This is a genomic window from Streptococcus australis (assembly GCF_040226615.1).
In the GTDB taxonomy this organism is placed as follows: Bacteria; Bacillota; Bacilli; order Lactobacillales; family Streptococcaceae; genus Streptococcus; species Streptococcus australis_E.
On record NZ_JBCOAT010000002.1, the window covers coordinates 274,239 to 297,275 of the forward strand.

The 23,037-nt window shown below is 41.5% G+C and carries 16 protein-coding genes; 3 read left to right on the forward strand and 13 right to left on the reverse strand.

The window, feature by feature from the left end; translation table 11 throughout:
• Positions 1–14: 14 nt before the first annotated feature.
• From ABT997_RS03760 to ABT997_RS03820, 13 genes are all read right to left on the reverse strand, one after another.
• Complete coding sequence (locus tag ABT997_RS03760) at positions 15–896, reverse strand: F0F1 ATP synthase subunit gamma (protein ID WP_324737801.1); 882 nt, start codon at positions 894–896, stop codon at positions 15–17.
• A 15-nt stretch (positions 897–911) separates the two neighbouring features.
• Positions 912–2,417 (reverse strand): F0F1 ATP synthase subunit alpha, encoded by a 1,506-nt coding sequence (gene atpA / locus ABT997_RS03765; protein WP_350018772.1) that lies wholly within the window; start codon positions 2,415–2,417, stop codon positions 912–914.
• A 15-nt stretch (positions 2,418–2,432) separates the two neighbouring features.
• Positions 2,433–2,969: a F0F1 ATP synthase subunit delta gene (locus ABT997_RS03770; RefSeq protein WP_023022745.1), complete on the reverse strand. Its 537-nt coding sequence runs from the start codon at positions 2,967–2,969 to the stop codon at positions 2,433–2,435.
• Positions 2,969–3,463 (reverse strand): F0F1 ATP synthase subunit B, encoded by a 495-nt coding sequence (gene atpF, locus ABT997_RS03775; protein WP_023022744.1) that lies wholly within the window; start codon positions 3,461–3,463, stop codon positions 2,969–2,971. The genes ABT997_RS03770 and atpF overlap by 1 nt, the downstream gene beginning before the upstream one ends.
• 18 nt (positions 3,464–3,481) lie before the next feature.
• Complete coding sequence (atpB, locus tag ABT997_RS03780; RefSeq protein WP_031573421.1) at positions 3,482–4,198, reverse strand: F0F1 ATP synthase subunit A; 717 nt, start codon at positions 4,196–4,198, stop codon at positions 3,482–3,484.
• Between the two features lie 32 nt (positions 4,199–4,230).
• Positions 4,231–4,431 carry a F0F1 ATP synthase subunit C gene (locus tag ABT997_RS03785; RefSeq protein ID WP_023022742.1) on the reverse strand — a complete coding sequence of 67 codons (201 nt, stop codon included), beginning with the start codon at positions 4,429–4,431 and terminating at the stop codon, positions 4,231–4,233.
• Positions 4,432–4,701: 270 nt separating this feature from the next.
• Positions 4,702–10,560, reverse strand: a complete 5,859-nt coding sequence (locus tag ABT997_RS03790) for a ZmpA/ZmpB/ZmpC family metallo-endopeptidase (RefSeq protein WP_350018773.1) — start codon at positions 10,558–10,560, stop codon at positions 4,702–4,704.
• A 247-nt stretch (positions 10,561–10,807) separates the two neighbouring features.
• Complete coding sequence (glgA, locus tag ABT997_RS03795) at positions 10,808–12,235, reverse strand: glycogen synthase GlgA (RefSeq protein WP_350018774.1); 1,428 nt, start codon at positions 12,233–12,235, stop codon at positions 10,808–10,810.
• The gene (glgD, locus tag ABT997_RS03800) at positions 12,235–13,371 is read right to left on the reverse strand and encodes a glucose-1-phosphate adenylyltransferase subunit GlgD (RefSeq protein ID WP_350018775.1); all 1,137 of its coding nucleotides are present in this window, start codon (positions 13,369–13,371) and stop codon (positions 12,235–12,237) included. Before glgD ends, glgA begins: the two co-directional genes overlap by 1 nt.
• Positions 13,361–14,503, reverse strand: coding sequence for a glucose-1-phosphate adenylyltransferase (locus ABT997_RS03805; RefSeq protein WP_350018776.1), 1,143 nt, complete (start codon positions 14,501–14,503; stop codon positions 13,361–13,363). Before ABT997_RS03805 ends, glgD begins: the two co-directional genes overlap by 11 nt.
• Positions 14,504–14,620: 117 nt before the next feature.
• The gene (glgB, locus tag ABT997_RS03810) at positions 14,621–16,522 is read right to left on the reverse strand and encodes a 1,4-alpha-glucan branching protein GlgB (RefSeq protein WP_350018777.1); all 1,902 of its coding nucleotides are present in this window, start codon (positions 16,520–16,522) and stop codon (positions 14,621–14,623) included.
• 387 nt (positions 16,523–16,909) lie between these two features.
• Positions 16,910–18,643: a phosphoenolpyruvate--protein phosphotransferase gene (ptsP, locus tag ABT997_RS03815; RefSeq protein WP_048789642.1), complete on the reverse strand. Its 1,734-nt coding sequence runs from the start codon at positions 18,641–18,643 to the stop codon at positions 16,910–16,912.
• Positions 18,644–18,645: 2 nt separating this feature from the next.
• Positions 18,646–18,909: a phosphocarrier protein HPr gene (locus ABT997_RS03820; RefSeq protein WP_006596636.1), complete on the reverse strand. Its 264-nt coding sequence runs from the start codon at positions 18,907–18,909 to the stop codon at positions 18,646–18,648.
• Positions 18,910–19,340: 431 nt separating this feature from the next.
• On the opposite strand from ABT997_RS03820, the gene nrdH reads away from it, so the two are divergent.
• From nrdH to nrdF, 3 genes are all read left to right on the forward strand, one after another.
• Positions 19,341–19,559 carry a glutaredoxin-like protein NrdH gene (nrdH, locus tag ABT997_RS03825; protein WP_006596951.1) on the forward strand — a complete coding sequence of 73 codons (219 nt, stop codon included), beginning with the start codon at positions 19,341–19,343 and terminating at the stop codon, positions 19,557–19,559.
• 132 nt (positions 19,560–19,691) lie between these two features.
• Complete coding sequence (gene nrdE / locus ABT997_RS03830) at positions 19,692–21,851, forward strand: class 1b ribonucleoside-diphosphate reductase subunit alpha (RefSeq protein WP_350018778.1); 2,160 nt, start codon at positions 19,692–19,694, stop codon at positions 21,849–21,851.
• Positions 21,852–21,973: 122 nt separating this feature from the next.
• Positions 21,974–22,933 carry a class 1b ribonucleoside-diphosphate reductase subunit beta gene (gene nrdF / locus ABT997_RS03835; protein ID WP_350018779.1) on the forward strand — a complete coding sequence of 320 codons (960 nt, stop codon included), beginning with the start codon at positions 21,974–21,976 and terminating at the stop codon, positions 22,931–22,933.
• The last annotated feature ends 104 nt before the right edge of the window (positions 22,934–23,037 follow it).

Genomic DNA, 23,037 nt, shown 5'->3' on the forward strand with positions numbered 1-23,037 from the left:
GTGCATCGAATCAACTACTCAAGCGCACTCGCTCCTGCAACAATTTCCGTAATTTCTTGCGTAATGGTCGCCTGACGAGCTCGGTTGTATTGAATGGTCAATTCATCAATTACCTTCTTGGCATTGTCTGTTGCTGTTTGCATGGCCATCATACCGGCAGCATTTTCAGCTGTTTTGGCATCAACGATGGCTCCATAAATCATACTCTCAGCAAACTGTGGAAGCAATTGATCCAAAATCGCATCTCGGTCTGATTCCAACTCCAGATTCAAGATATAATCTTCATCTGCTTCGTTGGGGTCCAAGTCAATGATCGGAAGCATTTGCTCAACCCGCAATTGACTGGTCAAACTATTGACGTGGTGGTTATAACAGACATACAATTCATCAAACAATTCATTTTGATACATTTGGACTGTCTTGTTAATGATCTTCCGCACTTCATCAAAGCTTGGTTGATCAGCTAGGCCACGTAGTTCATAAACCGGCTGGATGCCTCTTGCTCTAAAGAAATCTGCCCCAATACTTCCAATACAGATGACTTCGAAATCCTCACCCGTTGGATGGTATTCTTCCTTCAATTCCATGACAGACTTGAGAATAGAGGCGTTGTATCCTCCCACTAGTCCACGGTCAGAAGTGATGACAATATAAGCAGACTTTTTGACAGGCCGACTCTTTAAAAATGGACGGTACTTAGAATTCTCAGCCTCATGTCCATGTAAGAGGTCGGTCAATAGCTTACGAACCTTAGATGCGTAAATTTGGAAGTCCTTGGCAGCTTGCTCAGACTTCCCAAGTTTGGCAGCAGATACCATCTGCATAGCATTTGTAATTTGACTAGTATTCTTTGTCGATGCAATTTTATTTTTGATATCATTTAAAGAAACTGCCATCTGCCACTCCTATTTCTATTTGAAACTTGATTGGTTGACAAAGTCAGTAATCACTGCATCCATTGTTTCTTCACTTGGAAGATCTTTGGTCGTCCGAATGGTTTCAAAGATTTCTGGATGATGCACTTCTACAAAGGCAAACAATTCCTCTTCAAAGCGAAGGATATCATCAACAGGTACACTATCCAAGAATCCATGTGTCAAAGCATACAAGATGACTACCTGTTTTTCGACAGTTAATGGTTCATGGACTGGTTGCTTCAAGACTTCTACTGTCCGGCGACCACGGTTCAACTTAGCTTGAGTAGCGGCATCCAAGTCACTACCAAACTTGGTGAAGGCTTCCAATTCACGGTAGGAAGCAAGGTCAATACGGAGAGTCCCCGCAACCTTCTTCATAGCCTTGATTTGGGCTGATCCACCAACCCGTGACACAGATGATCCTGCGTCAATGGCTGGACGAATTCCTGAGTTAAAGAGGCTATCTTGCAAGAAGATTTGGCCATCTGTGATCGAAATCACGTTAGTCGCGATATAAGCAGAAATATCCCCTGCTTGTGTCTCAATGATTGGAAGCGCAGTAATGGAACCACCACCCAATTCATCCGATACTTTCGCAGAACGTTCCAATAAACGGCTGTGAAGGTAGAAAACATCCCCTGGGAAGGCTTCCCGTCCTGGCGGACGACGAAGAAGAAGGGACAATTCACGGTAAGCAACGGCTTGCTTAGACAAATCATCATAGACGATTAAAACGTGTTTGCCATTGTACATGAACTCTTCGGCCATTGCAACCCCTGCATAAGGTGCCAAATAAAGCAATGGAGACGGTTGAGAAGCCGAAGCAGTTACCACAATCGTATAATCCATAGCTCCGTATTTACGGAGAGTTTCTACTTGCGTCCGAACTGTTGATTCTTTTTGACCGATCGCCACATAGATACAGATCATATCTTGCCCCTTTTGGTTCAAGATAGTATCGATGGCAATCGAGGTTTTCCCTGTTTGACGGTCCCCGATAATCAATTCCCGTTGACCACGTCCAATTGGAACAAGGGCATCAATGGCTTTCAAACCAGTTTGTAGAGGTTCTGAGACAGATTTCCGTTGCATAACACCAGGAGCTGGCGTTTCAACTGGACGGAATTTATCTGTCACAATCTCACCCAAACCATCCACTGGTTGGCCAAGTGGGTTGACAACACGACCAATCAAGGCATCTCCTGCAGGGACTTCCATGATTTTACCTGTACGACGGACAGAGTCTCCTTCACGAATATCCGTGAAATCACCCAAGATGATAATCCCGACATCCGTTGTTTCTAAGTTTTGGGCCATCCCGTATGAGCCATTTTCAAAGATCAACAACTCACCACTCATGGCATTTTCAAGCCCATGAGCGCGAGCAATCCCGTCACCAATGTAGGTTACAACACCTGTCTCAGTGACGTCAAAGTTTGGCTTGAAATTTTCAATTTGTTGCTTAATTAAAGCGCTGATTTCTTGTGCGTTAATCGCCAAAATTCACACCACTTTCTATTTCAATTTAGATTTTATAACTTGCAATTGGTGTTTGAGACTGGTATCCAACGTTTTATGATTGGCTGTCACGACAAAGCCACCAATTAAATCTGGATCGATCTTTTGTTGGATCGAGCGAACTTGAACCCCAAATTTTCTTTCGATAATGGGTACTAGCTTTTGCTCTTGAATGGGATCCAAACCTGCAACTGTCGTAACTGTGACGACAAAAGCGTTGCTCAGTAATTGAATCTGCTCCAAACAAACCGTTACAATGTCATAAAATAAGGCTTCACGATGATTGAGAATCACCACTTCAATCAAATGGTCGAGTAATTGTGAATCAGAGGGTTGAAAAAGCCGTAGACTTTTTGCTTTCTCTTCATCCTCTACACCGATATGAGCTAAGAAGTTCGCAAGTCCAGTCTCCTCAAGAATGCCCTTGATTTGGGTCAATTTTTCAAAGACAAGATCTTGTTCTCCTTTTTCAAAGACCAATTGAACAAAAGGCTGGGTATATTTCTCAATCACCATCAGTTGCTTTTTGTCCATTAGGCTTCTCCTAATTCATCAAGATAGCGATCGATCAGTTGGCGTTGACCTTCAGTATCCAGCTGTTGGCTCAACAATTTGCTGGCAAGATTGACAGTGAGATCTGCCACATCGCCTTTGATACTGTTCAATGCTTCTTCTTTGTTATGCGCAATTTCTTGTTGCGCTTTTTCTTTCAAACGTACTGCTTCTTGAGTGGCTTCTGAAAGAATCTGAGATTTGTTCTTTTCTGCAGTTTCCTTTGCATTTTCGACGATAGACGCAGCTTCTTTGCGGCTACCTGCCAACTCTTCTTCACGTTTACTTGCTAGTTCCTCAGCTTTTTGACGAGCTGCTTCTGCTTCATCAATATCATTGGTAATTTTTTCAGCACGCGCATCCAAAATACTGGTAATATTGCCCCAAGCATATTTCTTTACTAAAAAGATTAGTAATAGGAAGGAACCAGCGATCAGAATAAAGTCACCAATAATGGTACCAATAGTTAAATCCATCTTCTACTCCTCCTCTACTTACTCTTCCTCACCGTTTATTTTTTTACCAATGTACATCGAAGACAACATGGTAAATACATAAGCTTGGATACATGAAATGAAAATCGAAAAGGCTGTCCATAACATGCTTCCAACAAAGGCTGCTAGATACCAATAAAAGGCCAGTTGCGACAAGCTTAGTAACAAGGATGCTAAGACTTCACCAGCAAAAATATTCCCGTAGATCCGAATCGCTAAGGATGCAAAATTAGTCACCTCTTCTAGGAGGTTCATCGGGGTCATAAATCCTGGTGTTGCAAAAGCCTTCAAGTATTCCTTAATGCCTCGGCGACGAATTCCTTCCACATGAGCAATCAGGGTGATCAAAAATGAAAGAGATAGGTCATATCCAAGGTTAGCCGTTGGGGAAGTCCATAAGTTATAACCGTTTGTTGTCTGAATTTTTGCCATCAAGCCAATATTATTGGCTACCAAGATAAAGAGAAAGAGAGAAAACAAGAATAAAGAGTAATCCTTCATATAATGTTCCCCAATGTTTCCCTTGGTAAAACCGATAACAAAATCATAAATCATCTCCAGAGCATTTTGCTTGCCCTTTGGACGAAGGGTCATTTTGCGACTTGCCCAATAGACAAAGGCAAAGACCGTCAAAACAGTTACAAGAGACATGGCAAGTAGGGTCAAATCAAAGGATACTGGTCCAATATTTAGGGTTGGATTCACACTTTCTTCCAAGGTTTGACACCTCCTTTTCTAAATAGAGTTGTCTATTTAATAACGAAGGCCATGGCCAAAGTTACAAAGAAAGTACCTTCGACAAAGGCAACACCAAGAATCAAGAGACTACGCAATTGACCAATAATTTCTGGTTGACGTGATGCAGATTTGAACAGATTGCTCATCATCAAACCTTCCGCAAGTGACACACCAAAACAGGCTAAACAAAGACCTAAAAATGTTAAATTCATGATGAATTCTCCTTTTATAAATTTTACATCTTTAGTTTACTCCTAAAAGATAGAATAGTCAAATGTTTGCTTAGAAAGAAAACGTTTTACTATGATTCTGTCACCACTTTTAAAATACTTCTTGCCACTAGCATTCGAAAGAGTTTGGTCATTTTCAAACACATTGTCTATTTTTGTTCTCCATACAAATTTATACTATTTCATCAGTTGGAGATCCAATTTTATAAAAAATAGAAAAACTCACCTGCTAAGCAGATGAGCATTTTCTTCCTATTTGAAAATAGAGGTTTTGAAACTGTCTGTTTGTTGCAGCAATTTCTTAAAGATTTTTTCCTTCAGTGAAACAGTATTGTCAAATTTGACAGAGCCGTTACTTAGGGTAGCCTTATCTTTATCAACCGCTTCAGCAAATGCACGTTTCAAGTCTTCATAACTAGTGTACGTTTTACCATCGATGTCAATAGCCTGAAGTCCATTTTTGGCACTTGTCACAACTTCATTGAAGTAAGCTTTTTTCCAATCTTCAAGGGTACTGAATCTTCCATCAGAAATCTTCTGAATAACGAAATCATCCCCTAGAGTCGCATGACCTGCTTGTTTGGATTCTTGTTTATACTTGTTTGAAGCATAGCCTAGGAAGCCTTTTTCATAGCCATAGTAACCCCAAATTCTGAAGGTGTTGTGTTTGAAGGACATAGCTCCAGGAGCCCCTTCACTGGTGTTCCCACCATAAATACCTGACATCATCGGCACAGTCACATAGGCTGAACCAAAGTCTGATGGGTTATAGACTCCATTTCCAGGACCACGATTGGTCATAAAGTTGTTGCTAATGAGGTCATCTACCGTATGCAAGGCGATGGCCTTTTCCTCATCACTCAAAGGACGTACCTTATCGAATTGATTCTTGGTATTCGCTCCTCGGTATTGTTTATCGACCTTCTTGAACCAAGCATTGTTCAAGTCTTGACTGCCTTTATTGAGGACAGCTTCCCCTTCAAGGTAATCCAGAAGCATGAGCGTATCGTTATAACCTTTCATGTACCGATCAATCTCCTCACGTGAGGTGAGGTCATTTGGATTGGTATTGTACCATTGGTTACCATCGTTAGGACGTTCGTAGGCCATGTTGATACCTAGGGCTTTGTATTCCCCATTTGGATTGGATACAGATGGTGTTTGGAGCATTCCTTGGGCAAAGGCTTCAATATCTGTTCCTTCGCGGTGTCTCCAACCACCTAAGTACACCATACGGTCATTGACGTGCGTCGTTTCGTGCGTAAAGGCAGAAACCCCAAAGTCACTGATCATATCCGTTACCATAAAGAAGACGGAATCATCTTTATAAGGATTTCCGTAAATTCGAGCTACAGCCCCCATCCGCCAGTCTGTCGCATGGTAACGATCGGTAGGCCCGTACAATTCACGGATTGGAGCAACATCTTTGCCACTATCTGTATGTCCATAACGATCGGTACTGATGCCCTTATAGTTTTGGTTATCAAGGACAGGGGTCGGCACCATATTATTGCTCTTCAAGAGCTGATTGCGAACCTTATCCGTTGCTAGACGTGACCAGAAATCTAGGTAATTTTGTTGCCCTTTAGCGACCTTATCAATTTCCGCCTTGAAGGCATTTCGTTCCGCTTCAGTGTTCTTACCGTATTTCTCGAAGGAACTGTAGGCCATGGTATTGTAGGTTGAAATCAAGAACATATGGGCATCTTTTAAGTTCAAGAGTGGTAAAATCATCTTGCCATGCACATCGTTATTTAAGCCTTCGTAAGCTCTGTGTTTCTTATCGGCAAACTCAGGAGTTGTTGTTTTTGGCTCCACAATATAGACATTGTCTTTGGTTGCTTTGATAAACCAATCATTCAAGTCTGTATCGCTTGTAAAGACTTCCATGTTGTATTTCAGGAAGTCATTTAGATTACCGGAAAGAGTATGTTTAGCTACTACTTCTCGGAAAGCATCGTGTGTACGAGTTCCTTTGATATAGTCTTCTTTTGAACCGATTTCAATCAAGCGGTCTAAGACATCAACATTCTTACCATAGAAATCTGGTTTAAACAACATGAGTTGCTTGAGATGGACATCATCAAATTTCACTCCGTAATAACGGTTGAGATAGGAGAGACCCAAAAGAACTGCCGCCTTGTTATCATCAATTTTCTTGATGAGTGCCCGCTTGGCAGCCTCATCCGTGTTCAATTGATGGTCTTGGTTTTCAACCAACTGTTTCACAAAGTGAGTCAAATTATCCTTCACCTCTTTGAAGGATTCTTCAAGATAAAGGTTCTTAATAGCATTGACTTTGTTAGGTCCTGTTCTACCTAGGTGTGTGTAGATAGGGTCTGATTGTAATTCGACGGGATTTAATGTTTCAACAATGGCACTAATGAGATCACTACGGTCCTTGTCAACCATGTTCGGTGTATAAACAACTTCACCGAGCTCCGCTACACTGTACTCTTTCACTTGTTTGACTTTTGAATCTTTCGGTGAAATGCTAAAGATATCTTTTGTCTTATCCGAGTAATGGATCAGAATGTGGTCGGCATCAGCCAATTCTGTTACAAAATCATTGCCCTTCATGGCCGTTACAGACAAGACTTCCTTGGTCAAGAGAGGACTACCCGTAGCCAATTTGTTTCCTTGGTCGACAATCCATTCTTTGTTATAGAAAGGCTGTAACTTTGCAATATTGCGGTAAGCAAGTTCGCGAGCGGCGTCGTAGCCATCAATTGCCTTGTATTGATCGTCTTTGTTAACAAGGTTATTGAGTTTATCTTCAACAGGTTTCGTACTTTCAAATTTATCAGCAGTAATCCCCATTGCTTCAATTTTCTGTTCAGCTTCTGCAAGGGAAATGCTAGGGATTTTACGGGAGTTGTTATAGGTCTTCTTCCCTTCACTCACGTCCTCCACACTGTAATTGCGCTTGGTTCTTGAATAAGTGAAGTAATCGTCAGCATCGATATCTGAATGCCCGAAGACCATCTCACCTGTTTTGACTTTCATCATGGTGATGTTGTCTTCAATGGCACCCAAGGCCCAGTTGGTCCCCAGTAAGCCACCAGATTGAACCGCTTCTTTCAGTTCGATCGAACCTTTAGCAACTGAATTTCTGAGAACTCCTTCTCTACCTAACGTATTGTTATTCCCACCATTTTGAGAAGAATAAACTAAACCTGCAGCTTTTGCTTTATTCCCAGTAATTTCAGCATCAACGTAAGCTTTTTCTACGATACCTTTCCAGTTCTCGCCAACAACACCTGCTAGATAACCACCTTTATTGCCAGCAGCGTGTAGTTTCCCGATAAAGGCAACATTACTTACTTTTCCACTACCATCAATTTTATTGATAATACCAGCTACATCGTTGTTTCCAACAACACTTCCTGTTACTTTAACATTTTCGACAGTCGCATTATTTTTGATGACACCTGCGATTGGTGCTACTCGATCAAATCCAGGCATGTCAATGTTAACATTATCAAGCAAGAGATTCTTAACAGTACCACCTTCGATGTTTCCAAACAATGGTCGCGTAATGTTATGGATGGCATATTTATTCCCATCTGTACTTTCTAAAATCCCCTTGAAAGCATTGGTCACATAGGATTTCCCTACTGCTGGCACATTGGCCGCATTCATATTGCTACCAAGCTTAAAGGTACCAGTCGGATTGGCTTGCATAGCTTTTACAAGTTCGTTGAAATCGTAGTAGACATCTCCTTCATGAGCTTTAGGTTTTGCAATGTAGTGGACATAGTCCTCACTGAACTGCTTATCTGCTGCTCGTTGGATGAGATCAGGTGCTTTAGCAGTCACCTTGTATAATGCTTTTCCATCAATTGCGACTTCTTCGATTTTATCAACGGCCAGTTTTGTGACCTTATTATCATGGGTGGTAACCTTTAAGTAATAAGGTTTCACATCCGAAGGTGTTTCGGACAAGAGGCTACGATCGGTCTCAAGGCCTTGGTCATCCACGCTAATCAGACTGGTTTCCTTGATGTTTTTGACTTCAACTTTTTTAAGGTCAAGTCTTAGTGGTTCTTCTTTGAGAACCTCTTCTTCATCCCCATTTCCACGATCATAGATCATGGTCGTTGTAAGCGTATAATCCTTGTAGTAGTCTAAATCCACTAAGGCAGCTGCTAAATCAGACTCTGAAAGGGCAAAAGTTTTCACCACTTGATTGCCCTTCTTCAACACCGCCTGGATGGACTTGATGGTCACACCCTCGGGTTTGTCTAAATGATAGGAAGCCCTAGCACTGCGCTTCAATTCTTCCTTGTCGACCTGGGTCAAGGTCAAGGTTGGCTTGTCTAGTTCTTTGGTCCCTTTTTGAATGATCCGATTTTGGGCTTGTTCAACTACTTCCTCCGAAACCGTTGGAGCATCCGCAGTTTTTACACCTTTAATGGTCTTATAGACCTTGGTGATTTTCTTCTTCCCATTTCTTCCTGCTTGAGAAACCGTTTCTCTTCCTTTTAGCAAGGTAGCATCTTGTTCGGTTACCGTCTTAAATGGAATTTCCTCAAAAGCAACTTCCTCTGTTTGGCCTTCAATCGCCTTGGTCCCACGACTAATTTTTTCTGTTACAGAAGCTTTTACCGTTTCAGTTGTCGTGCTGAGAGGCTCTCCAACTTTCTCGCCATTGACCGTTTTATAGACACGACGAATTTCCTGGCTACCAGCCTCTCCTTTTTGAAGAATACTTTCTTCATCAGTATAGCGGTCCGCATCTGGCACATATTCAGTTTCATACGGAAGGAGCACCGTTTCTGTTTCTGTAACTGTTCCTTCCGTTATTTGGTAAGCTGGGTTCTCTGGCTGAATTGGGGCTTCACCGATATGGCCTTCTTCCTGCGTTCCCTTGGCTTCGATGACACTGGTATAGGCGGGGTTCTCTGGCTGTATAGGAGCTTCGCCAACATGGCCTTCCTCCTGTGTTCCCTTGGCTTCGATGACACCGGTATAGGCTGGATTCTCTGGCTGTACAGGAGCTTCACCAAAATGACCTTCCTCTTGCGTTCCCTTGGCTTCAACGACACCGGTATAAGCTGGGTTCTCTGGCTGTACAGGAGCTTCACCAAAATGGCCTTCTTCCTGCGTTCCTTTAGCAGTTACAACTGGAGCAGGTTGAGGACTTGGTTGAATCTCCTCCTTTGTTCCAATAGCAATAATTTGTGGAACTGCTTCTTTTGTTACAGTTTTTTCAAGTACTTTGCGAACTTCTTGACCATTTACCGTACTCACTTCCGTTAAAACAGTTTGTTCCCCATTTTGCCCAGCTCTTAGAACCGTCGTTTGACCTTTGGCCAAAGTAGGATCTGGTTGTTCTACAGTTTCAAATGGAATACTTTCTGTTGATACTTCAACTTTTGGCTTTTCCACTACAGGGAAACTAGGTCCTTCTTTTGGTGTAATCTGAGATAGAGTCTCCTCTTTCGTTGTAGGTTGATAGAGATCAGAGATTGCCGGCTTTTCCTCAACTTTCACGACAGGCGCTTGCCCATCCAATTTAGGACTAGCTGAATATCGGAGATAGCCGACATAGTCATAACCTTCAATCGGAATAACACCGTTGGCTAATTCTTTACTGCTTGCAATTGAAAGAGTTTGATTGTAGCTTCGTAATTCAATATTTTGCAAGGCCACAGCATCGATAGACAAGAGCAGACTTTGCCCCATGGAACCAATTAATAAAAGTCCCATTACTTTTTTACGATGTTTCTTGGACAGCAAAAGAACTGCAAAGGATGCAGTCGCTAAACTAAGCCCCGCAATCGCCAATTCGGTCGTCCCTGTTTGTGGCAGTATACTCTGGCTAGCTGTTTTCTTCCTATACACCAGATAAAAGGTATCTTCATTTTGATACTCTTCAGGAATAGCATGAATCACCTGGGCTTGTTCTTCGGGTGTTAACTCGTTTTCCGTAACATAGCCTAAATGAACTGTCGCTTCTCGTGTCAGTTGATCTGCTTGTACTGATGGCGCTCCTAATAAGCTAGTTGCAAAGAAAAAGGCTCCAATAGCAACCGGTCCTACTCCTACGGATAATTTTCGAATCGAATACTTAGTAATCTTTTCAACAGCTTTTCTTGTTTGTTTCATCCTATAACTTCCTACATAGTAATATTAGCAAATCATAAGAAGTCTAGTTTATTTTTTAGAGAGGACAGGCTCTTTTTCTAAAATAGCTTCCCGTGATTTTTTACCTTTACCTATCTTATCTTTTTTCAGTAATTTTAGCAACATATCTTACTCAGATTTTTTCCTTTTTTTGATTCCCTATATTTTAGTAGTAAATTCTTTCTTCTACAAACAAAAAAACGCCTAAATTAGGCGTTTTTCATTCATCTTATAATGATTGATACAGATCAGCATAATGTTGACTAGCTGTATCCCATGAGAAGTCACGGCTCATGGCTTCTCTTTGGAGACCAAGCCAAGCTTCCTTATCATGAGTATAAACTGTCAAAGCTTGATCGACAGCCCAGTTTAACCAATAACCAGATAGGTTGTTAAAGCTAAAGCCAGTCCCACTGCCATCGATGACATTATAGGCTTGTACTGTATCTCGCAGTCCACCTACCTCGTGAACCAGTGGCAAGGTACCATAGCGCATAGCCATCATTTGAGAAAGGCCACACGGTTCAAATCGGCTTGGCATCAAAAAAACATCCGAAGCGGCGTAGATTTCTTGTGCCAACTGCACGTCAAACATGATGTTAGCAGAGAGTTTATCTGGATAAGCTTGACCAAACCAAGCAAAGGCCTGCTCGAAACCAGGATCTCCTGTTCCCAAGAGAACGATTTGGATATCCTTTTGTAGAAGGTTATGGAGTTCTTCAACCACCACATCAAAGCCTTTTTGGCGAGTCAAACGTGAAACGATTCCGAACAAGGGAACATCATCACGAACCGGAAGTCCAACACGTTCCTGAAGAGCTCGTTTGCTTGCTGCTTTTCCTGATAAATCATCTTTACTGAAATGATAGGTCAAGAGGGGATCTGTCTCAGGATTGTAGAGGTCTGTATCGATTCCGTTCACAATCCCTGTTAATTTACCAGATTCCATGCGCAAGATTTGATCAAGGCCACAACCATATTCAGCTGTCCTGATTTCATAGCTATAACTTGGTGAAACAGTGGTTACACGATCTGCGTAGAGAATTCCTGCCTTCATCCAGTTTAAGCAATCTTTCCACCGAAGAGTGCCATCCTCATAGCGCTCAAATCCAACTCCAAACAAATCCCACAACATTCCTGGGTCAAACTGACCTTGGAACTCCAGATTATGGATGGTTAAGACAGATTTGATTCCATTGTAAGCTTGAATCCAACGGTATTTCTCTTTTAGTAGGAAAGGAATCATAGCTGTATGGTAGTCATGAGCGTGGATGATATCAGGAATAAAGTCCACTCGTTCCATCATCTCAAGCGTTGCCAATTGGAAGTAGGCAAAGCGCTCCCCATCATCAAAATCTCCGTAGACATGTCCTCTAAAGAAATATTTCTGGTTGTCAATAAAATAGAAGGTGACGTCATCACGATAGATGCGTTTCACACCAACATATTCACTTCTCCATCCCACTCTGGTCTCGAAGTGTAAAACATCTTCAACTTGGTCGCCAAATTTCGCCTCTACCATGTCGTAGTAAGGGAGGACGACACGAACATCATGACCTTTTTTAGCCAAGGATTTAGGGAGTGCTCCAATGACATCTCCCAAGCCCCCGGTTTTTGAAAAAGGAGCTCCTTCAGCGGCAACAAACAATAATTTCATTATCCAATATCCTCTGTAATCACAGCACCTTTTTTAATCACAAGAGGTGCTTCTTTGGTTCCACGAATAGTTACACCAGTTTCAACTACGACGCCCTTGTCAAGAATCGCATGCTCAACGACTGCTCCCTCATGGACAACGACACCTGGGAACAGGAGACTGCTACGAATTTCTGCCCCCTGGTGTAGATGAACACGACGAGAAATGATAGAATCATGCACCAAAGCTTCGACAATGCTTCCTGATGCAAATTGCGAATTCTTAATTTGCGAACTAGGAGCATAGTAAGTTGGCTCTTCATTTTTCACCTTGGTATAAACTTTTTGATTTGGTGAGAAGAGAGACATGAATTTATTGGTTTCCAACATATCCAAGTTAGCACGATAGTAGGATTCAACTGAATGAATATTGGCAATATAGCCAGTGTATTCAAAAGCGAAGGCCCCGTGTTCTACTGCTAAATCACGAAGGATATAACGCAATTTTTCTGGATGTTCTTTATGGATTTCTGCTTCTAATTTTTCAATCAACCATGGTGTATCAACGATAAAGATATCCGTTGACATATTATAGAGAGCATCTGGATCTGTTCCATCAAACAATTTTTGTCCACGTACATGGTCTGTCTCATCGATTTCTAAAACCGCATTTACTTCAGAAATGTCACGATGATGCATCTTTTTGTACACCACTGTGATTGGTCTGTCAACGGTATTGTGCAAGTGGAAGACTTGGTTCAAATCAATGTTTACTAAGATATCACAGTTAAGAGCGACTGTCTGGTTCGAACCAGAGCGTTTCAAATAGGTCAATAGTTGCTCATAATATTCCTTGCCAACGTTTGAACTTTCTACTGGAGTGTTGTAGATACCGAGATAGTAGTGGCTCAAAAGAGTTGACAAGCCCCACTCACGACCAGAACGGATATGGTCAAAGACAGAACTAATATTTTCTTGTTGGAAAATACCAAATACACTACGGATTCCCGCATTGGCTAAACTTGAAAGTGGGAAGTCAATCAAACGATATTTCCCATCAAATGGTAGACTGGCAACAGGACGATGATCTGTCAATGATGACATATCATGGAAGCCTACTGTGTTTCCTAAAATGGCTGAATACTTATCAATCTTCATCTGTTGCTACCCCCACTTTTTCGTTATATCCAACGACTTGTACTTCTTCCGTTCCATCGATGACAACACCTTCTGAAACGACCGCTCCTTCACCGATTATAGCGCGTTTAATCACGGCACCTTGTCCGATAATGGCACCACTCATGATGACAGAATCTTCAACGACTGCACCTTTACGAACTTGTGCTTCCGTAGACAAGATAGAATGTTTTACTGTTCCGTCTACCAAGCATCCATCCACCACCAAGGAATCTTCAATATGGGCATGTTCGCCAAAGAAGTTTGGTGGTGAAATCAAGTTACGAGAATAAATCTTCCAGTGACGATCACGGCTATCCAAAGCATTGTTTGGATCAATGTATTCCATATTCGCTTCCCAGAGAGATTCAATGGTCCCCACGTCTTTCCAATAGCCCTTGAATTCATAAGCATAAACGCTTTCTCCAGATTCAAGGTAAGTTGGAATAACGTTTTTACCAAAGTCAGACATATCGATGTCACTCTTCTCTGCAGCAACTAGCATATTGCGAAGGCGAGACCAATCAAAAATGTAGATACCCATGGAAGCTTTTGTTGATTTTGGCTCTGCAGGTTTTTCTTCAAATTCGACAATTCGATTGTTGGCATCCGTATTCATAATTCCGAAACGGCTAGCTTCTTTTAAAGGTACATCCAATACAGCTACTGTAAGGCTTGCATTGTGATCTTTGTGAGACTGAAGCATTTCGTCATAGTCCATCTTGTAGATATGGTCTCCAGAAAGGATCAATACGTACTCTGGATTGATGCTATCGATGTAGTCGATATTTTGGAAAATCGCATGACTTGTTCCTTCAAACCAACGATTTCCTTCACTTGCAGAATAAGGTTGAAGGATAGAAACCCCAGTATTAATGCCATCAAGACCCCAACTTGAACCATTTCCGATATGATTGTTTAAGGCAAGCGGTTGATACTGAGTAATCACGCCAACATTGTGGATACCTGAGTTGGCACAGTTGGATAAGGCAAAGTCAATAATACGATAACGTCCCCCAAATTGCACTGCAGGTTTGGCAATGCTTTGAGTGAGTTTTCCAAGGCGAGTTCCTTGCCCACCAGCAAGGATCAGAGCTAGCATTTCATTCTTCATTGATTACTCCTTTTTGGATTGACGAGACCTTCTTCCCACTTCTGAGGAGAGGCACTTTGGCCTCTTCTACAGAGTTAGGAATGGGATCATAGACTACGATCAGTAGATCACCAACAACTATTTTTTTGTTTTAGACACATTGGAACGAAGTTTTCGTTTCACTTTCCATACACTAGCTCCAAGAGCCGGTAAGGTGAAGGTCAAGGTTTGTGGATAATTTTTCCATAATCCCTCTTGAGTCTTCACTTCCTGGTTGTGCTCTTTCCAGACACCTCCCCATTTCTCTAATTCTGTATTCCAAATTTCTTCATAGACCCCAGCAACAGGGACGCCGACCGTAAAGTCCTTGCGCTCTACTGGTGCCATATTAAAGATACAAAGCAGATGATTTCCTTTTTTATCCTTACGAGTAAAGGTCAAGACACTTTGATCTCGGTTGTCTGCATCAATAATCTCAATACCATCATAGCTATCATCAATTTCCCAGAGCATCTTGTTGTCTTTGTAGAATTGATTGAGCTGTGAAGTAAACTCTTGCATCTTGCGATTCATGTTATCGTCCAGATTAGACCATTCTAGCTGTTCTTCAGACTTCCATTCTAAGAATTGACCAAACTCTGAACCCATGAAGAGCAATTTCTTACCTGGATGACAAATCTGATAGGTCAAGAGATTGCGCAAGCCAGCGAACTGGTTGTAGCGATCTCCCCACATCTTATGCATGAGACTCTTCTTCCCGTGGACCACTTCATCGTGAGAGAATGGTAACAAGAAGTTTTCAGAGAAGGCATACATAAAGCTAAAGGTCACCAAGTTGAAATCAAATTTCCGGTAAATAGGATCTTCCTCGTAGAAGCGAAGAATATCATTCATCCATCCCATATTCCACTTGTAGTCAAATCCTAAACCACCATACTCTTCTGGACCAGTGATTTTGGTGCCAGATGAACTTTCCTCCGCTGCCATGATGACATCCGGATGTTCTGATTTAATCACAGCATTCATCCGCTTAAGGAAATGGATTCCCTCATAGTTGAGATTTCCACCATCGATATTTGGTGTCCATGGACCACTATCGTAGTCTAAGTAAAGCATATTGCTGACCGCATCGACCCGAATTCCATCCAAATGATAAAACTCAATCCAGAACTTCACACTAGAAATGAGGAAGGATTGAACCTGGTTTTTTCCTAGGTCAAAGTTCATTGCTCCCCAACCATAGTTGTGAGCCCGATGATGATCTTGATATTCAAAGGTTGGTGTCCCATCATAATAGGCCAAGGCATCATCATTGATGGTAAAGTGTCCTGGTACCCAGTCCACAATCACCCCAATGTTATTCAAGTGACAGGCCTCAACGAAATCCTGAAACTCTTCCGGTGTTCCATAGGTATGCTCTAAGGCAAAGTACCCCATCAGTTGATAACCCCAACTTAGTCCAAGTGGGTGCGCCATCACCGGCATGAACTCCACATGGGTATAGTTCATTTTTACCAAGTAAGGAATCAAGTCTTCCTTCAACTGGGCAAATGAATAAGGACTTCCATCTTCATTGCGTTTCCAAGAACCAGCATGAACCTCATAGATATTTACTGGACGAGATCTAAAGCCAAGTTTTCTCCTTCTCGCCATCCATAGTCCATCTTTCCATTTCCGCTCTGGAATATCTGTAATCACCGCTCCAGTTCCTGGACGTTTTTCCATGCGAACCGCTAAAGGATCCACCTTCATTAAGCGGTGACCATTTTGTCTTGTAACATGGTACTTATAAATATCTCCCACTTGAGGTGAAGTTGTAAAAACTTCCCATACACCAGCTTCATTTCGCACCATAGGGATTTCATTTTCTTCCCATTGGGTAAAATCACCTACTAAGTGTACTGCCTGTGCATTTGGAGCCCATACGCGGAAACTATACCCATCTACACCATCTACTTGCTCTTTATGAGCCCCTAGATAATGTTGAAGATGAAAGTTCTCTCCGGTTCCAAATGTATACAATGCTTGTTTCGTATCCATTCACTCACCTCTCTCGCTTTTATGTAAGCGCTTCCCATTAGTATTATTCTACTATAAATAGTTGAAATATTCAAGATTTTTTCTTGAATAATCCGATGAATATTTATGAAAATAATTTGAAATTTCCATTATCTACCCGAAATTTACTAAAATAGTTTCACAATTATTCAGCTTTTAAACTATCTTTCCAACATTATACTATAAAATTCATTGCAATTAAACCTATTTCCGAAAATTTTTAGAAAATTTAGATTTTTTGTTTTGATATAGGGATATCTACTTTATTTTTATTCAGCTACTTCCTTTATAAGACAAATAAAGTAGCAAAATAAAAAAGCTACCACCTCTTCCAAGGTGATAACTTTGTTATCAGATTCTTAAAATCAATTAATCTACGTTCACGTATTCTTTAGAAAGTTCAAGCACTTCTTCCATTGTTGAACATTCAGTAAGAGCACGGTTAGCGTATTCTTGCATCTTAGCTGTATCCAATTTTTTCATCAAGCTACGTGTACGTAGGACAGATGTAGCTGACATGGAGAACTCATCCAAGCCCATTCCGACAAGGAGTGGAACAGCAGTTTGGTCACCAGCCATTTCACCACACATACCAGCCCATTTACCTTCTGCGTGAGCCGCCTTGATCACATTGTTGATCAAGCGAAGGATAGATGGGTTATATGGTTGGTAAAGGTATGAAACTTGTTCGTTCATACGGTCAGCAGCCATTGTGTATTGAATTAAGTCATTTGTACCAATTGAGAAGAAGTCAACTTCTTTGGCAAATTGGTCAGCTAGCATAGCTGCTGCTGGGATTTCAATCATGATCCCTACTTCGATGTCGTCTGCAACGGCAACACCTTCCGCAACCAATTTCGCTTTTTCTTCTTCCAGAATACCTTTAGCTGTACGGAACTCTGTCAACAAAGCAACCATTGGGAACATGATCCGCAATTTACCGTGAACAGATGCACGAAGCAAAGCACGCAATTGTGTACGGAACATTTGGTTACCTGTTTCAGAGATAGAGATACGCAACGCACGGTAACCCAAAAATGGGTTCATTTCTTTAGGAAGATCGAAGTAAGGAAGTTCTTTATCCCCACCGATATCCATTGTACGAACGACAACAGGTTTACCGTTCATTCCTTCAAGAACCGCTTTGTATGCTTCATATTGATCATCTTCAGTTGGGAAATCTTGAGAATCCATGTACAAGAATTCAGTACGATAGAGACCAACAGCTTCTGCACCATTTTCGTTCACACCTTCAACGTCTTTAGGTGTACCGATGTTAGCAGCCAACTCGAAGTGTTTGCCATCTGCAGTAACAGTTTTGGCATCTTTCAAAAGAGCCCATTCAGCTTTTTGTTTAGCGTAAGCTTCACCAGCTGCTTTAAAGGCTGCAATTTGTTCTTCACTTGGGTTGATGACCACTTCACCAGTGATTCCAGATACAGCCAACACATCACCATCTTTTACAAGATCTGTAATGTTGTTTGTACCAAGAACCGCTGCAATTTCAAGTGTACGCGCCATGATAGCTGAGTGACTTGTACGTCCACCAATGTTTGTAACAAAGGCTTTAACAAACTGTTTGTTCAATTGAGCGGTATCGGATGGAGTCAAGTCATGCGCAACCACGATTGCTTCTTCATTGATGGTTGCAGGGTTTGGCAATTTCTTACCAAGCAAGTTTGCAAGAACACGTTTGGTCACGTCGCGAATATCTGCTGCACGTTCTTGCATGTATGGGTTATCTTCCATTCCTTCAAAGATGGTGATAAACATGTCTGTGACTTCTTTTAAACCAGCCTCAGCATTCACCTTCTTCGTGCGAATTGTTTCCTTGATCTGACCAACCATTTCAGGGTCAGAAAGGACCATCATGTGAGCATCAAATACTTGTGCCGCTTCCTCACCAAGGCTCGCTACTGCATTCTCCCGAATAAGAGAAAGCTCGTTCTGTGAAGCTTCAAGAGCTGCATCCAAACGAGCTTCTTCTGCATTTGTATCTTCAACTGAGATTGTTTCAAATGACAAGTCGGGTTGAACAAGTAGATATGCCTTAGCAACGGCAACACCATCAGATGCTGCAATTCCTTTAAGCATTTCTGTCATGTTTATGCCAATCCTTCTTTTTCCATTGTTTCAGCGATTGCTGCAAGAGCATCATCAGCGTCAGCACCTTCAGCTGAGATTACAACGTCAGCTCCTTGACCAACACCAAGGCTCATAACACCCATGATTGATTTCAAGTTAACTGATTTACCTTTGTATTCAAGAGTAATATCTGAAGCAAATTTGCTAGCAGTTTGAACCAACAAAGTTGCTGGACGTGCGTGGATACCTGTTTCTGCCACGATGTGGAAATCTTTAGAAGCCATAGTTTGACTCTCCTTTTAAAATTAGTTTTTGAGTTATCTGTGATAACCCTTACAATTTGCTATTATATCATCTTCTTCATTATTTTTCAAGATTTTTATCACACACTTACTGAAAATACTTACAGGAAGCACTCATTTTTTCTCTTCTTTTAAACTACTTTTTTTACTTTCTTCTATTAAATAAATAGAATTGCTTTCAGGGACACAGTATATAGAATTTTAGGAAAATAGTTCGAATTCCTTTGACTTAAAAAACCTATATTTTATCACGTTTTCCTCAATTTTCACTAATTCTTACAATACTACATATTGTGGTATACTCCGATATAGTTAATTTACGTGCACAATATTTAGTTAAAACTCTTGACAAGGAAAAACCTTTTGTTTATACTAGATACAGATTTATGAATTTAGAGGAGTTAGATCACATTATGGTGACAATTTATTCAAAAAATAATTGCGTTCAATGTAAAATGACCAAACGTTTTTTAGATACCAATCACGTTGAATACCGTGAAATTAATCTAGATGAGCAACCTGAGTTTGTAGACCATGTGAAGAACCTTGGTTTCAACGCTGCACCAGTTATCCAAACGGCAGATGAAGTCTTCTCTGGCTTCCAACCAGCTAAGCTCAAGAAATTATCTTAAAACTATCAAACAGGATCTGATTGGTCTAGGGAATGGATTACTGTAGTTCTCGACTACAGTGTTCCCCTAGCCCTTTTACTTGTACAGGGGAGCTTGCCTCCCCTTTGTTTTTGAATTAGAAAAAGGAACATTATGGGATTAAAATCACTTGAAGACGTAACCTACTTCCGTCTTAATAATGAAATCAACCGTCCAGTTAACGGTCAAATCATGCTTCATAAAGATAAAGAAGCCTTGGATGCTTTCTTCAAAGAAAATGTTGTGCCAAATACCATGGCCTTTGATTCAATAACGGATAAAATCAACTACCTTATTGAACACAACTATATCGAAACAGCCTTCATTCAGAAGTACCGTCCTGAATTTTTGGAAGAATTGGCCCAATTTATCAAAGATCAAAACTTCCAATTCAAGTCCTTCATGGCTGCCTATAAATTCTATAACCAGTACGCTCTGAAAACAAATGATGGAGAATACTATCTCGAAAGCATGGAAGATCGCGTCTTCTTCAATGCTCTCTATTTTGCGGATGGAAATGAAGACATTGCAAAAGACATCGCAAACGAAATCATCCACCAACGCTACCAACCAGCTACTCCTTCATTCTTAAATGCTGGACGTGCCCGCCGTGGAGAATTGGTCTCCTGTTTCTTGATCCAAGTAACTGATGACATGAATGCGATCGGACGCTCTATCAACTCTGCCCTTCAACTTTCTCGTATCGGTGGTGGGGTTGGGATTTCCCTCAGCAACCTTCGTGAAGCTGGAGCACCGATCAAGGGCTATGAAGGAGCTGCTTCTGGGGTCGTTCCTGTTATGAAACTCTTCGAAGATAGCTTCTCTTACTCAAACCAATTGGGTCAACGCCAAGGGGCTGGGGTTGTTTACCTCAACGTCTTCCATCCAGACATCATTGCCTTCCTTTCTACTAAGAAAGAAAACGCCGACGAAAAAGTCCGGGTCAAAACCCTCTCACTTGGTGTCGTCGTGCCTGACAAATTCTATGAGTTAGCTCGTAAGAATGAAGAAATGTACCTCTTCAGCCCATACTCTGTAGAACGTGAATACGGAGTGCCATTTAACTACATTGACATCACTGAAAAATACGATGAGTTGGTCGCTAATCCAAACATCCGCAAGACAAAAATCAAGGCGCGTGATTTGGAAACTGAAATTTCTAAATTGCAACAAGAATCTGGTTACCCTTATGTAGTCAACATCGATACTGCTAACCGCGCAAACCCTGTCGATGGAAAAATCATCATGAGTAACTTGTGTTCAGAGATCCTCCAGGTTCAAGAGCCAAGCTTGATCAACGATGCCCAAGAATTCATTAAAATGGGTACTGACGTCTCCTGTAACCTTGGTTCAACCAACGTGGTTAACATGATGACCTCATCTGACTTTGGTCGTTCCATCCGAGCTATGGTTCGTGCCTTGACCTTCGTCACAGATAGTTCTCATATCGTCGCTGTTCCTACTATCGACCACGGAAACAGCCAAGCGCATACCTTTGGTCTTGGAGCCATGGGACTTCACAGCTATCTTGCGCAACAATTAATCGAATACGGATCTCCTGAGTCTGTTGAGTTTACGAGCATCTACTTCATGCTCATGAACTACTGGACCCTCGTAGAATCAAATAACATCGCGCGTGAACGGGGCATCACCTTCCACAACTTTGAAAAATCAGACTATGCCAACGGTAGCTACTTTGATAAGTACACGACTGGAGAGTTTGTTCCAACATCAGAACGCGTAAAAGAACTCTTTAAAGATATCTTCATTCCTAGTGCAGAAGATTGGGCTGAACTGCGTAATAAAGTCAAGGCGGATGGTCTATACCACCAAAACCGCTTGGCTGTGGCACCAAATGGTTCTATCAGCTACATCAATGATGTATCTGCTTCTATCCACCCAATCACACAACGGATTGAAGAGCGCCAAGAGAAGAAAATCGGGAAAATCTACTATCCTGCTGCAGGATTATCAACAGATACCATTCCTTACTACACTTCTGCTTACGATATGGATATGCGTAAAGTCATTGATGTCTACGCTGCTGCAACTGAGCACGTAGACCAAGGGCTCTCACTGACTCTCTTCATGCGCAGTGACATTCCAAAAGGCCTTTACGAATGGAAAACTGAAAACAAACAAACCACTCGTGACTTGTCTATCCTTCGCAACTATGCCTTTAATAAGGGAATCAAGTCTATCTACTACGTCCGTACCTTTACAGATGATGGTGGAGAAGTTGGCGCCAACCAATGTGAAAGCTGTGTCATCTAAGACACTCTGATCCATTGCTACCAAAAGTCGGTCCGCCGACTTTTTGTGCAGTATTCTAACAATTGTGTTAGAATAACAATGATTGTATGATTGAATGAATTAGAAAAAGAAAGAGATTTCAAATGGAAACTTACTACAAAGCCATTAACTGGAATGCCATCGAGGATGTCATCGATAAATCTACTTGGGAAAAGCTAACCGAACAATTCTGGTTGGATACACGTATTCCTTTGTCAAACGACTTGGACGACTGGAGAAAGTTATCTCTCAAAGAAAAAGACTTGGTTGGTAAAGTTTTTGGAGGTTTAACCCTTCTCGATACCATGCAGTCTGAAACGGGTGTGCAAGCCCTTCGTGCGGATATTCGTACTCCTCATGAAGAAGCTGTCTTTAACAACATCCAATTCATGGAATCTGTCCATGCTAAGTCTTACTCTTCTATCTTTTCGACCTTGAATACCAAGTCAGAAATCGAAGAGATTTTTGAATGGACCAATACCAATCCCTTCCTTCAAAAGAAGGCAGAAATCATCAACGAGATCTACCTCAATGGGACTCCCCTTGAAAAGAAAGTAGCCAGCGTCTTCCTTGAAACCTTCCTCTTCTACTCTGGTTTCTTCACACCGCTCTACTATCTTGGAAACAACAAGTTGGCCAACGTGGCAGAAATCATCAAGTTGATCATTCGTGACGAATCTGTTCACGGAACCTATATCGGCTACAAGTTCCAACTTGGATTTAACGAATTACCAGAAGACGAGCAAGAAAAACTCAGAGAATGGATGTATGACCTGCTCTACACCCTCTATGAGAATGAAGAAGGCTATACAGAGAGCCTCTATGACGGTGTGGGTTGGACAGAGGAAGTCAAGACCTTCCTTCGCTACAATGCTAACAAAGCCCTCATGAACTTGGGACAAGATCCCCTCTTCCCTGACTCAGCAGATGATGTCAACCCAATCGTCATGAACGGGATCTCAACCGGTACATCTAACCACGACTTCTTCTCTCAAGTCGGAAATGGTTACCTTCTCGGTGAAGTAGAAGCCATGCAGGATGACGATTACAATTACGGACTATAAGACAAAAACCTTTCCAGACGGAAAGGTTCAGAACGTAGACAAACGTCATTTTTGGCGTTTGTCTTTTTGTTGTATTTTTAAAATTATTTGCTTTATCATCTGTT

Bases quoted from the DNA above. Each gene is read 5' to 3' on its own strand.
- ABT997_RS03760 (WP_324737801.1), bottom strand. From the start codon at position 896: ATGGCAGTTTCTTTAAATGATATCAAAAATAAAATTGCATCGACAAAG.
- ABT997_RS03770 (WP_023022745.1), bottom strand. From the start codon at position 2,969: ATGGACAAAAAGCAACTGATGGTGATTGAGAAATATACCCAGCCTTTT.
- atpF (WP_023022744.1), bottom strand. From the start codon at position 3,463: ATGGATTTAACTATTGGTACCATTATTGGTGACTTTATTCTGATCGCT.
- ABT997_RS03785 (WP_023022742.1), bottom strand. From the start codon at position 4,431: ATGAATTTAACATTTTTAGGTCTTTGTTTAGCCTGTTTTGGTGTGTCA.
- ABT997_RS03790 (WP_350018773.1), bottom strand. From the start codon at position 10,560: ATGAAACAAACAAGAAAAGCTGTTGAAAAGATTACTAAGTATTCGATT.
- glgA (WP_350018774.1), bottom strand. From the start codon at position 12,235: ATGAAATTATTGTTTGTTGCCGCTGAAGGAGCTCCTTTTTCAAAAACC.
- glgD (WP_350018775.1), bottom strand. From the start codon at position 13,371: ATGAAGATTGATAAGTATTCAGCCATTTTAGGAAACACAGTAGGCTTC.
- ABT997_RS03805 (WP_350018776.1), bottom strand. From the start codon at position 14,503: ATGAAGAATGAAATGCTAGCTCTGATCCTTGCTGGTGGGCAAGGAACT.
- glgB (WP_350018777.1), bottom strand. From the start codon at position 16,522: ATGGATACGAAACAAGCATTGTATACATTTGGAACCGGAGAGAACTTT.
- ptsP (WP_048789642.1), bottom strand. From the start codon at position 18,643: ATGACAGAAATGCTTAAAGGAATTGCAGCATCTGATGGTGTTGCCGTT.
- ABT997_RS03820 (WP_006596636.1), bottom strand. From the start codon at position 18,909: ATGGCTTCTAAAGATTTCCACATCGTGGCAGAAACAGGTATCCACGCA.
- nrdH (WP_006596951.1), top strand. From the start codon at position 19,341: ATGGTGACAATTTATTCAAAAAATAATTGCGTTCAATGTAAAATGACC.
- nrdE (WP_350018778.1), top strand. From the start codon at position 19,692: ATGGGATTAAAATCACTTGAAGACGTAACCTACTTCCGTCTTAATAAT.
- nrdF (WP_350018779.1), top strand. From the start codon at position 21,974: ATGGAAACTTACTACAAAGCCATTAACTGGAATGCCATCGAGGATGTC.